Origin of the sequence: Pantoea sp. sgz302252 (genome assembly GCF_047713085.1) — a bacterium.
Taxonomy (GTDB): Bacteria; Pseudomonadota; Gammaproteobacteria; order Enterobacterales; family Enterobacteriaceae; genus Scandinavium.
In genome coordinates this window covers 175,544-187,654 of the sequence record NZ_JBLFJW010000001.1, presented here as the reverse complement: position 1 = coordinate 187,654, position 12,111 = coordinate 175,544, and the positions used below count along the sequence as shown (strand labels likewise).

The following is a 12,111-nucleotide window of genomic DNA, read 5'->3' as shown; positions in this document are numbered from 1 at the left end:
GATGGAACGTGTGTTAATCGTCAATGCTGATGATTTTGGCCTGAGCAAAGGGCAAAACTACGGGATTGTCGACGCCTGCAAAAACGGTCTGGTGACCTCCACCACCGCGCTGGTGAACGGCGCGGAAATCGAACACGCGGCTCAACTGAGCCGTTGTTTACCCGAACTGGCGGTCGGTATGCACTTTGTGCTGACGCTCGGAATGCCGCTTTCACCGATGCCTGGGCTGACCCGTGAAGGCAAACTCGGCAAGTGGATTTGGCAAATGGCGGAAGAAGACACGCTGCCGCTGGAAGAAATTGCCCGCGAGCTCGACTGTCAGTATCACCGCTTTGTTGATTTGTTCGGCTGCGAGCCGACGCATTTCGACAGTCACCACCATGTGCATATGATCCCGCAGATTTTCCCGATTGTGGCGGCATTTGCTAAAGCTAAGGGCGTGGCGATGCGTATCGACCGCAGCCTGCAACAGCGTGATGGCCTGGACGATTTGGGTGTGCGCAGCAGTGCCGGTTTCACCAGCGAATTCTATGGTGATGCCATCAGCGAAGCGTTGTTCCTGCAAACGCTGGACACCTCGGCTCGCGCAGGGGAAAACTCGCTGGAAGTGATGTGCCACCCGGCGCTGGTGGATAACACCATTATGGGCAGCGCGTATTGCTATCCACGTCTGGCTGAGCTGGATGTTCTGACCTCGCCGTCATTGAAGTACGCGGTGGCAGAGCGTGGATACCGTCTTGGGACGTATCGCGACGTGTAAGCGTCGTTTCTTGATGCCTGTGACCTTCCCGCGGGCATCCTGTTAGGGGTTAGGCCGGGTATGTCAGTACCCGGCATTTTTTTGCCTGCATTTCACCATGGTCGACAGGATTCGCACACAAGGCGCGACGCAGGGCACTGGGATCGGCTATCATTGCTTCTTTCTGTCTCTGTTTTCTGGTGCTTTTCCGCTTATGAAACCGCTACGTCAACAAAATACCCGTCCTGTTATCAGCTACGTGCCGCGTGTCGAACCGGCGCCACCCGATCAAGCCTCTAAAGTCGATGGCTATCGTGATGTCTGGCTGCTGAGGGGGAAGTATGTGGCGTTTGTGCTGATGGGCGATCGTTTTCAGCGTTCACAGGCGTTTAGCGTGCCGGAATCTGCGCAGCGCTGGGCAGCTCAGATGCGTCAGGAAGGCGAAGTGGAAGAAGAGTGAAGAGGCGTCTGAGTGTCCGCGAACCCTTGCCCGGTGGCGGCGTAGCCTTACCGGGCCTACAATCAGGTCTGCAATCGTAGGCCCGGCAAACGAAGTGCCGCCGGGCAATACATCGGCAGGTTTAGCTCCAGAGTGCCAGCACAGGCCAGCCGACCAGCAGCAATAGTGAGATGTAAATCACGCCAAAAATGGCCCCTAATCGCCAGTAATCCTTCGACTTCACGTAACCACATCCGTAGATGATGACCCCAGGCCCTGTGGCGTACGGCGTCAGACACCCCATTATCCCGATCGACAGCACCAGCAAAATACACAGATGTTCCATTGGTACACCCGGGATCCCTTTGCCCACAGCGAGGATAACCGGCAGCATTGTCGCTGTATGCGCAGACAGACTGGCGAAAAGATAGTGAGCAAAATAGAACACCAGCACCAGCACGATAACCGTAGTATTGGCGGAGAAACCCTCCAGATGTGTGCTCATGGTGGTGGCGAACCAGTTGATGAACCCGGAGCGAGTCAGCCCGCTCGCCATCACCACCAACGTCGCCAGATTGACCAGCGTGTTCCACGCGCTGTTGTAACGGGTTATCTCTTTCCACGGCACCACATGCAGTGCCAGCATCAGCGAGACGGCCAGCAGTCCGACGGCCGTGGCATCAATGTATTCCCCGCCAAACACCCACAAGCCAAGGCTCAACAAGACCAGACCAATCAGCGTTTTCTCTTTGCCGGAAAGCGCACCCATCTCTTTTAGCGCATCGTTCGCCCAGCAAGACACTTCCTCACTGTGAGTGATTTCAGGTTTGTACAACACGTAAGAGAGCCAGGGGGCGACGATCAGCAGAATAATCCCCACCGGCAGGAAGCTCAGAAACCACTGTAACCAGCTGATCTGAATACCAGCAATTTTGCTGACAAACTCCAGCCCCAGCACGTTGGGTGCCGCCCCGGTGACGAACATCGAGGAACTCAGGCTGGTACTGATAACCATCATCCACATCAGGTAGCCGCCGATCCGTTTTGACGACGGGTCGTTAGGGAACGATTTGAACAGCGGCGGCAGGTTTTTGATAACAGGGAAAACGGTCCCACCGGTACGTGCGGTGTTAGAGGGCGTAAACGGGGCCAGCAGAATGTCGATGATCACGATGGCATAACCCAGCGTCAGCGTGCGTTTGCCCATAAACTTGACCATGAACAGCGCAATGCGACGGCCAAGTCCGGTCACTTCGTAGCCGAGGGCAAAAATGAACGCGCCGAAAACCAGCCATACCGTGGTGCTGGAAAAGCCCGCCAGCCCCCATTTCAGCGACTCTTTTCCCGCATCAAAGGCCGGGTTCGCCAGTTCTTTGGCATCGAACAGCAGATAATCACTGCCGATGACGCAAATCGTCACCGCAATGAAGCTTATCGCCGTCGCAGGAATGGGTTCGAGGATCATCCCGACAATCATCGCCACGAACACCGCGAAGTAGTGCCACGCCTGTGGCGGCATGCCGTCGGGAACCGGGATCAGCAGCATCACCGCCATCACCAGCAGCGGCGCGACCAACTTCCCTATTTTATCTTTTGAAACAGACATAACTGATTCTCCAGTAAGGATTTTTTAACTTAACGTTGAAACATAAGAGAGTATTCGCTTAAAAAAATCGTCACGATCAGCAGGTCGGCGCTGCCGCCAGGGCTGAGGTTGCGGGCAATACAGAGATGGTCGAATTCATGCAGACGATGGAGATCGGCGGGGCGACGAATTCCGCCCTGTGACAGGCAGAGTCTGGCCTGCTGTTGAAGCCAGTGCAGACCGTGCGCACCGCCACGAGAAGCCACGTTGGTGTCACCGTTATGCGCCATCAGCAGCAGCAGGGTGTCGAGCAGAGCCAGTTCCGGGTCGATGCCTTGCGCACGTAGCGACTGCAAATGAGGCAGAGCCAGCTTTAAAGCCAGCGGGAAGCCAGCTTCTGCTTCGCCTCTTGCACCGGTTAGCCCTAACTGGTGATACAGCCGCTGGCCCGCTGTTTGTAGAGTGTTGTGAGCCTGCAATTCACGCGCGGTAATCCCGCGACAGATTGCCGCAACCGTTGTGCAAAGCGCTGGTGGTGAAGTGGGAACCTGGCGCTGATAAAGGCGGCCTGCTGCCGCGCAGAGCAGGCCCAAAGAGAAAATGCTGCCTTTGTGCGTATTCACGCCAGCGGTGGCGCGAAACATGTCGGCTTCACAGGCCTGACCGAGCGTACGTAAACCAGGCAGAACCTGCCGCTCATTCAGACCTGCACTCTCAGCGCCGTAATGAACAAAACGGGCCAGCCACGGGCGGATAGCCTCCGCGCTGCGGTAAAAATCGTCCAGTGTCATGTCCTTGTGCGCGCCGCAGTTAAAGCGATCGACAAGGCCAGGTTTAGGGGACAAATTCACCTCGGCCATCATTGCCCGCCATCCCTGATGGCTGACGTGTTCGGCGAAAGTGGACTCAGGCGTGAGGTGAGCAGTCGACAGCATCCAGCAGCGCCTCCATGCGGTTCAGTAAATCGGCGAGCGAATGCTTGCGTTCTCTGGCGCAAATCCTCGCGTCCTGTTCACACAGTAAGCAGCGACGCGGGGGCAGCGAGAATGCACTGCGCGTGAGCAATTTTCCCTGGGCGGTGAAGACGTCGATATCCCACAATCGACCCAGCGGAGCGTGTTGCTCCAGTTCGATGGCCGCTGCTTTCAGCGCCTGTGCCGGGGCATCCACCGCCAGCAGGCCCTCCGCGCCTGTCGGGAGTCCAAGGCAAAGCTGGTTTTTAATTTCCCAGCCTGAATCCTCAAGCCAGTCCCGCAATGTTCGCACTCCATGATTGAAAATACTTCGTGTCAGGCTGCTGTCTTTCACTGGCCCCGGAGCCAGTGTGGTAAACGAAATCAGCGGAGTGGCGTACTTTTTAAGCCACAGCTGTTGACGAGCCTGACGTGCATCCCGACTGGCGAGAAGGTCGGCTAAGCTGACGTCGCTATTGCAGGCAGAAGTCAGATACAGAGGCATCTTTTACTCCTTCACCTGATGGACCACATCGATAACCGACCCGTCGCGATAACGCACCACGGCGATGACTCTGTCGGTGAATTCAATGGCTTTTGGTTTACCCGTGAGCGTTTCTGCGCGTTCCCGTAACCCCTCAATGGACACCACGTTCAGCCCCGCAGCTTTCAGGCGTTCGGCCAGTTCCGGGCGAGCCGGATTCACGGCAATACCATGATCGGTAACCAGAATATCGACACTCGATCCCGGTGTGACACAGGTGGTCACCTGGTTGACCAGAGTGGGGATACGGCCACGAACCAGCGGAGCAACAATAATCGACAGCGCAGCGGCAACGGCCGTATCGCAATGGCCGCCGGAGGCGCCGCGTATCACGCCGTCGGAGCCAGTGAGGACGTTGACGTTAAATTGCGTGTCGATTTCCAGCGCGCTCAGGACCACCACATCCAGTCGGTCAACAGAAGCGCCTTTCGAACCCCAGTTGGCGTACTCATTGGCACTGATTTCAATATGATTGGGGTTGCGGGCGAGGGAGCCTGCCGCTGCGCGATCAAAACTTTGCACATCCAGCAGTTTGTAAATCAGCCCTTTTTCATGCAGATCCACCATGGTGGAGGTGATGCCGCCAAGGGCAAACGCAGCATGGATCTGACGCTGGCGCATTTTGTCTTCCAGAAAACGCGTTACCGCAAGAGAAGCGCCTCCGGTACCGGTTTGCAGGGAAAAACCCTCTTTAAAGTAACCCGAGTTCACGACCACCTCGGCAGCGCTGCGGGCAATCAGCAGTTCGCGAGGATTGGACGTCATGCGGGTGGCATCGGCACCGATTTTATCGGCATCACCGACTTGCTCAATCTCAACAATCAAATCCACCTGATCCTGACTCAGGCTGGCGGGGCTGTGCGGATAGGGCAGCAAAGCCTCGGTGAGCAACACCACCTGGTGGGCGTGTTCGGCATCGACTCTGGCGTAGCCTAGCGAGCCGCAGCAGGCGTTACCCGTGTAACCGTTGGCGTTGCCAAAAGGATCGCAGGACGGGACGCCAAGAAAGGCAACGTCGATGTTCAGCTCGCCGCTTTTGACCAGTTGCACGCGTCCACCGTGAGAGTGAATTTGTACCGGCTCTGCCAGTAAGCCGCGTGAGATTTCTTCGGCCAATGGGCCACGCAATCCGGAAGTGTAAATCCGGCTCACGACGTTATTGCGGATGTGTTCGATCAACGGGGCATGACAGTCGCTGAGTGAGCTTGAGGCCAGCGTCAGGTTTTTGAAGCCCATTTTGGCGATAACGCTCATCACTGTGTTCAGCGTCAAATCGCCGTTACGAAAGGCGTGGTGAAACGAGATAGTCATGCCGTCGTGCAGCCCGGAACGGCGAATCGCTTCTTCCAGATTGGCGCAGAGCTTTTTATCACGCGGCTTTTGAGTTTGTTGGTTTAGTTTGGAAACAGTGTGATACGCAGGGGTTTGACCGTGCCAGGCGGTAATGCGTGCCAGTCTTGAATTCAGAGTCATGATGCGTCCTTATTCTTCACGAAGGCCGGAAAGTGCCGCACGAGCGAGTACGAGGCGTGCGCGTTCAATGACCGGGCTGTCGACCATTTTTCCGTTCAGCGACACCACGCCGCGGCCTTCAAGCGCAGAGGCTTCGGCGGCCTCAACGACCTGTTGGGCGTGATCGACTTCTTTTTGCGTGGGTGCATAGAGGTTATGCAGCAGGTCAATCTGACGGGGGTTGATCAGCGATTTACCGTCAAAGCCAAGCTGCTTGATGTGGGCGGCTTCATGCAGGAAACCCGCGTCGTTATTGGCATCGGAATAGACGGTATCAAAGGCCTGGATCCCGGCGGCACGCGCGGCTTGTAAAATGGAACAGCGGGCGAACAACAATTCGGTGCCTTCGGCTGAACGTTCGGTTCGCAAGTTGCGAACGTAGTCTTCAGCCCCCAGCGCAATGCCGATTAAGCGCGGCGAGGCGTGCGCGATGGCAACCGCCTGAGTTATCCCCAGTGGCGATTCAATCGCCGCCAGCAGCCCGGTGCTTCCGGCTTCGCGACCGCATTGAGCTTCGATGCGGGCAATTTCGTTTTCAATGTCGATGACGTCCTGGGCGGTGTCCGTTTTGGGCAGACGCACAATATCCACGCCGCCGCGTACCACAGCTTCGAGATCGGCCAGCCCGTACTCAGAGTCCAGGGCGTTGACACGCACGATGGTTTCCCGATCCTGATAAAGCGGATGTTGCAGGGCGTGATACACCAGGCGTCGCGCGGCATCTTTTTCTCGCAGAATGACCGAATCTTCCAGGTCAAACATCAGCGCATCGGCACCGTAGATAAAGGCGTTGCTGACCATCGCGGCGTTCGCGCCAGGGATGAACAGCATGCTGCGCCGGGTACGGGTTTTCATGAGCGCTCCTCCCACGGCAGGGCGCTAACGTCGCTGGCACGCACCAGCAGCGTTTCCAGACGGGCGCGAAGCACGCAATCCAGAGCCCCTTTGTCGTCCACCATTAGCTGAACGCCTTGCACATCATAGCGCTTGAGAAGCTCATAAATCGTGGCGCGAATGGCATCACCAAACTGTTTTTCAACGCTGCTGTTAATTTGCAGGTCGATCTCCGGTGAGTCGAGCGGGGCGATTCGTACCATGACATCGCCGGATTCCAGGGTGCCGGCAACGGCTGCTTGGGTTATTTTCATTTTTCACCTGTGACTAATGCGGAAGTCGGTGGTTTGCTCGGGGTGAGCATCTGTTGCAGATAGGCCCGGGTGGGCTCGGGGACCAGCAGTTCAATGGTCGCCAGGTCTTTTTTGACCAGCAGTCGACGCACCCAGGAGGCAGAAATCGCGATGCCGTGGTATTGCAGGCGTTCAATTTCAACCAATGTGATGGGCGGCGCGACGTCTGAAGCGCTGGCCAGACGCTGGCGCATATCATGGTTGTAACCTGCAGTGACCGTGCAGAAGGGCTCAGTCCCGACAAAACGGTGAGTGATGCCCAGCGCCGGGGCCAGGCGCTGGCGAAAGATTTGCAGGTCAATTTCGGTGTAGCAGTGGTTAATGACACTCTGCTCTTTAATGAAATAGCAGGGGAACGTGGCACGTGAAATCATGTATTCCGAACCGCGATGCACCGTCATTTTCGGGATATCTGCCGTTCCGGCGCGAACCAGGGTCAGCCTGTCTTCATAAGGGAAACGCGAGGTATCCTCTTTCACTAAAAAGACGTGCAGCCAGTCACATTCGGCAGCGGCTTTCTTAATCAGATAATGATGACCGCGTGTGAAGGGATTGGCGTTCATCACGATGCAGCCAATTTTGTTCCCTGGCTGACGTAACGTGGTGAGGTAACTGGCATAGCGTTGCAGGCGAGTGGCGCTATTTTCCATTAACACCATCACGCCGGGGACACTGGCCAGCGTATAAAAACCACATTGCTTAAACAGCGCTTCGTTGTGGCTTTTGGTATAGATAAAAAGCTGTGTGCAATGTCTTTCATAGGCGAGATTAATTAATTCCGTGGCGAGTGTCAGCGCCAGGCCATCGCCGCGGGAAGATTCACTGATAGCAACACACTTAATAATATTGCCGGCAATGCCTCCGCAGGCGATTAGGCAATCGTTACGGGTTACCGTAATAAAAACTTCTACCGTGGTATCAATACTCAGATCGTTTTCACGCAGAAACTGCGTGATAGCGGCTATTTTCTTATGCTCAGCGCGCTTGACCTGAGTAAATACGGGTTGGGCAAACATGTTTCAAAACGTCCTGTTATTCACGCGGCATAAAGCAACGTAACGGGTGATGATTCTTTGCAAATTAATAACATTTGTGTACGCGTGATCGGTTATCCTTCAATCACGTGGCGATAGTACGAGCTATTTATCGCCTCGTTTTTGACTTGTTTCACAAAGGCTTGTCTGATTTAACTGGACTTAATGGTTTTTATTTTCTTTATTGATGTTAATGGTGTTTAATGCGTGGTGTTTATTTTCTTAATTTATTTTATTTGTGGAATCCGTAACGAATTTCACCGTGATAACTGGACGTAGTAAAAACAAATCTATTACATTTTTGAGGTGATTGGGGAAAAGGAAAACATCGGGGTAAGAAAGTGTTCATGTCAGGTCAAAAAACGGCTAAAGGCTTTGTGTTTTTCCGCCGTCTTGCTTTTCCGCTCAGAATATTTCTGCTGCTTCTGCTGATCTCCACCTTATTAGTGACCGCGCTGGGTCAGTATCTGTCGGCCAGTTTCGAAGACTATCTCACCCGCCACGTGCGTGATATGGCGATGAATCAGGCCAAAATTATCGCCTCCAACGACAGCCTGATTGCTGCGGTGAAAAACCGGGATACCCAACGCCTGGCGGCCATCGCGAACAAACTGGCGGGCGGATCCGACTTTGATTATGTCGTCATTGGCGACAGCCACTCCATCCGGTTGTATCACCCCAATCCCGAGAAAATTGGCTATCCGATGCAGTGGAGCAAACCCGGCGCGCTGGAAAAAGGCGAAAGCTATTTCATCACCGGCAAAGGCTCCATCGGGATGGCGATGCGAGCTAAAACGCCCATTTTCGATGAGCAAGGCAAGGTGATTGGTGTTGTCTCGCTGGGGTATCTGGTCAGCAAGATTGACAGTTGGCGGTTAGATTATTTACTGCCGCTGGCCGGGGTTTTCGTGCTGATCCTGATTATTCTGCTGCTGCTTTCCTGGCTGTTTGCTACGCATATACGTCACCAGATGCTGGGCATGGAGCCCAGGCAGATTGCCCGCGTTGTGCGTCAGCAAGAGGCCTTGTTTGGTTCCGTGTTTGAAGGTTTAATCGCCGTCGATCCAGAAGGGTATATTACCGCCATCAACCGGAACGCTCGCAAGATGCTGGGGTTGAGTTCGCCGGGGCGACAGTGGTTGGGCCAGCCGATTTGCGAAGTGGTGCATCCCTGCGCGTTTTTTACCGAGAAAATTGCCGAGAAGCGACAGGATGTGATGTGTACGTTTAACGGGCTGAGCGTGATCGCCAATCGGGGCGCGATCCGTTCCGGCAATGAGATGCTGGGGGCGATAATCAGTTTTCGCAGTAAAGATGAAATCAGCACCCTGAATGCACAACTCACCCAGGTGAAACAGTATATTGAAGGGCTGCGGGCCCTGCGCCACGAGCATCTTAACTGGATGGCGACGCTCAGCGGCTTGCTGCAAATGAAAGAGTATGACCGGGTGCTTGAGATGGTGAAAGGCGAATCGCAGGCCCAGCAGGCGCTTATTGACAAGCTGCGTGCCTCCTTTGACGACCGTCAGGTGGCGGCTTTGCTGTTTGGCAAAGTACAACGCGCCAATGAACTCGGGTTAACCCTGAACATTGTGGAAGGCAGCCAGTTGCGGCAGCTTCCGGTCGGCCTGGACAGTACCGAATTTGCCGCCATTGTCGGTAATCTGTTGGATAACGCTTTTGAAGCCAGTCTGCACAACCCGCAGGGCGATAAGTCTGTCGACCTTTTTCTCAGTGATGAAGGCCACGACGTCGTGATTGAGGTCAGCGACCAGGGATGTGGGGTTTCATCCGCTCTGCGTGACCTTATTTTTGAGCAGGGCGTGAGCACCAAGCCGGATGAAACGGGTGAACACGGGATTGGCCTGTATTTGATTTCCAGCTACGTAGCGCGCTGTGGCGGCGTGATCATTCAGGAAGACAATGATCCCTGCGGCGCTTTATTTTCCGTTTTTATTCCGAAAGTGATTTTAAGCGATGGTACAACCTCTCACGATTTTGATAGTTGAAGACGAAACGCCGCTGGCGGAAATGCATGCCGAGTTTATCCGCCATTTTCGCGGCTGCGGACAGGTATGGCTGGCGGGGAATCTGGCTCAGGCGCGCATCATGATTGCGCGTTTTAAACCGGCGCTGATCCTGCTGGATAACTACCTGCCCGATGGTGAAGGCATCACCTTGCTGCATGAACTGGCGCTGGCGCATAACCCTTGCGGCGTGGTGTTCACCACGGCGGCGAGTGATATGGATACCGTGTCGGAAGCGGTGCGCGGTGGGGTGTTTGATTATCTCGTCAAACCGCTTTCCTATGAAAGACTGGAACAGACGCTGGAACGCTATCAGCAGCGCATGCTGATGCTCGCGACGGCGACCAGCGCCAGCCAACGGCAAATTGACCAGATGTTCAATGCCTATGCGCGAGGCGAGCCCAAATTGGAGTTGCCCGTCGGGATCGACGCGTTGACTCTGGCAAAAGTGCTGGCTTTGTTTGCCGACAGCGAGACGCGCCACACGGCGGAAACTGTCGCTCAGGAACTCAAACTGAGTCGGACGACGGCGCGGCGTTACCTGGAATTTGCTGCCAGCCAACAGCAGATTGTGGCGGAGATTGTTTACGGAAAAGTAGGGCGGCCGCAGCGAATTTATCGGGGCGCATAATAAAAAACGGTGAGTCAGATTCTCTCTGACTCACCGTTCAGGCGTGGAACAAAGCAGGGCTTAGCGATGCGCCAGCTCGACTTCGTCTTCGCTGTCCATCACCGCTTTGTCGGTCTGACGCAGCCATTGACTGGTCAGCGTGCCGGCGGTCATTGAACCGTTCACGTTCAGGGCAGTACGGCCCATATCGATCAGCGGCTCGATGGAAATCAACAGCGCCACCAGCGTGACCGGCAGACCCATTGCAGGTAACACAATAAGCGCAGCAAACGTTGCGCCACCGCCGACACCGGCCACACCCGCAGAACTCACAGTGACGATACCTACCAGAGTCGCAATCCACAGCGGATCGAGCGGGTTAATGCCAACCGTTGGGGCAACCATTACCGCCAGCATCGCCGGGTACAGACCTGCACACCCGTTCTGACCAATGGTGGCACCAAAGGAAGCAGAGAAGCTGGCGATAGATTCCGGTACGCCCAGACGACGGGTTTGCGCTTCGATATTCAACGGAATAGACGCGGCGCTGGAACGGCTGGTAAAGGCAAAGGTCAGCACCGGCCACACTTTACGGAAGTATTTCAGCGGATTGACGCCGTTGGCACCCAGCAGCAGGCCGTGAACCACAAACATGATCGCCAGACCGAGGTAAGAAGCCACCACGAAACCGCCAAGCTTGATGATGTCCTGCAGGTTAGAACCGGCCACCACCTTGGTCATCAGCGCCAGCACACCGTAAGGAGTCAGTTGCATCACCAGACGAACCAACTTCATCACCCAGCTTTGCAGGGTGTCGATAGCGGTCAGCACTCGCTTGCCTTTTGGCTCATCGTCTTTCAGCAGTTTGAGCGCCGCGACACCCAGGAATGCGGCGAAAATCACGATGCTGATGATAGACGTTGGGTTTGCCCCGGTCAGATCGGCAAACGGGTTTTTCGGCACGAAAGAGAGCAGCAGTTGCGGCACGCTCAGGTCAGCGACTTTGCCCACATAGGTGCTTTGAATGGCATTCAGACGGGCGGTTTCCGCAGTACCCTGCACCAGACCTTCAGCGCTCAGGCCAAACAGGTTGGTGACCAGCACACCCACCAGCGCAGAAATCAGCGTGGTGAACAGCAGAGTGCCGATAGTCAGGAAGCTGATTTTACCCAGTTGAGAAGCGTTATGCAGACGCGCGACCGCACTCAGAATAGAGGCGAAGACCAGCGGCATCACAATCATTTGCAGCAGTTGCACATAGCCGTTGCCGACAATGTTGAACCACTGGATAGAGTCTTTCAGTACCGGGTTATCGGCACCGTAAATGAGTTGCAGCGCCAGACCAAAGACCACGCCGATCGTCAGACCGAGCAGCACTTTTTTCGCCAGGCTCCACTGCTTATGTCGGGTTTGCCCCAGCGCAAACAGCAACACCACGAACACCACGACGTTCGCTATTAATGGAAAATTCATCCCCGTTC

12 protein-coding genes are annotated in these 12,111 nt (G+C 55.2%); 4 read left to right on the top strand and 8 right to left on the bottom strand.

Annotated features, from left to right (window positions below; genetic code table 11):
* Window position 1 precedes the first annotated feature (1 nt).
* Together chbG and cedA are read left to right on the top strand one after the other, a co-directional pair.
* Window positions 2-760: a chitin disaccharide deacetylase gene (chbG, locus tag ACLW56_RS00930; protein WP_330981940.1), complete on the top strand. Its 759-nt coding sequence runs from the start codon at window positions 2-4 to the stop codon at window positions 758-760.
* Window positions 761-953: 193 nt separating this feature from the next.
* Entirely contained in the window at window positions 954-1,199 is a 246-nt protein-coding gene (cedA, locus tag ACLW56_RS00925) for a cell division activator CedA (protein WP_330982100.1), read from the top strand.
* Between the two features lie 121 nt (window positions 1,200-1,320).
* Here the strand turns inward: cedA and ACLW56_RS00920 are convergent, their stop codons facing one another.
* Genes ACLW56_RS00920 through citC form a run of 7 tightly spaced genes read right to left on the bottom strand, consistent with a single transcriptional unit; the run spans window position 1,321 to window position 7,975 of the window.
* Window positions 1,321-2,784 (bottom strand): anion permease, encoded by a 1,464-nt coding sequence (locus ACLW56_RS00920; RefSeq protein ID WP_330981939.1) that lies wholly within the window; start codon window positions 2,782-2,784, stop codon window positions 1,321-1,323.
* A gap of 29 nt (window positions 2,785-2,813) precedes the next feature.
* Entirely contained in the window at window positions 2,814-3,698 is an 885-nt protein-coding gene (gene citG / locus ACLW56_RS00915) for a triphosphoribosyl-dephospho-CoA synthase CitG (protein WP_330981938.1), read from the bottom strand.
* Window positions 3,670-4,221, bottom strand: a complete 552-nt coding sequence (gene citX / locus ACLW56_RS00910; RefSeq protein WP_330981937.1) for a citrate lyase holo-[acyl-carrier protein] synthase — start codon at window positions 4,219-4,221, stop codon at window positions 3,670-3,672. Before citX ends, citG begins: the two co-directional genes overlap by 29 nt.
* 3 nt (window positions 4,222-4,224) lie before the next feature.
* Window positions 4,225-5,733, bottom strand: coding sequence for a citrate lyase subunit alpha (gene citF / locus ACLW56_RS00905; protein ID WP_330981936.1), 1,509 nt, complete (start codon window positions 5,731-5,733; stop codon window positions 4,225-4,227).
* A 9-nt stretch (window positions 5,734-5,742) separates the two neighbouring features.
* The gene (gene citE, locus ACLW56_RS00900; RefSeq protein WP_330981935.1) at window positions 5,743-6,627 is read right to left on the bottom strand and encodes a citrate (pro-3S)-lyase subunit beta; all 885 of its coding nucleotides are present in this window, start codon (window positions 6,625-6,627) and stop codon (window positions 5,743-5,745) included.
* Window positions 6,624-6,920, bottom strand: coding sequence for a citrate lyase acyl carrier protein (gene citD, locus ACLW56_RS00895; RefSeq protein ID WP_330981934.1), 297 nt, complete (start codon window positions 6,918-6,920; stop codon window positions 6,624-6,626). Before citD ends, citE begins: the two co-directional genes overlap by 4 nt.
* On the bottom strand, window positions 6,917-7,975 hold the full coding sequence (gene citC / locus ACLW56_RS00890) for a [citrate (pro-3S)-lyase] ligase (protein WP_330981933.1): 1,059 nt from the start codon (window positions 7,973-7,975) through the stop codon (window positions 6,917-6,919). Before citC ends, citD begins: the two co-directional genes overlap by 4 nt.
* A 365-nt stretch (window positions 7,976-8,340) precedes the next feature.
* Between citC and dpiB the strand changes: the two genes are divergently transcribed.
* Both dpiB and dpiA read left to right on the top strand, forming a co-directional pair.
* Complete coding sequence (dpiB, locus tag ACLW56_RS00885) at window positions 8,341-10,002, top strand: sensor histidine kinase DpiB (protein ID WP_330981932.1); 1,662 nt, start codon at window positions 8,341-8,343, stop codon at window positions 10,000-10,002.
* Window positions 9,971-10,651: a two-component response regulator DpiA gene (gene dpiA, locus ACLW56_RS00880; protein ID WP_330981931.1), complete on the top strand. Its 681-nt coding sequence runs from the start codon at window positions 9,971-9,973 to the stop codon at window positions 10,649-10,651. The genes dpiB and dpiA overlap by 32 nt, the downstream gene beginning before the upstream one ends.
* 60 nt (window positions 10,652-10,711) lie before the next feature.
* Here dpiA and ACLW56_RS00875 read toward each other — a convergent pair whose 3' ends face one another.
* Window positions 10,712-12,103, bottom strand: a complete 1,392-nt coding sequence (locus ACLW56_RS00875) for an L-cystine transporter (protein ID WP_330981930.1) — start codon at window positions 12,101-12,103, stop codon at window positions 10,712-10,714.
* Window positions 12,104-12,111: the final 8 nt, after the last annotated feature.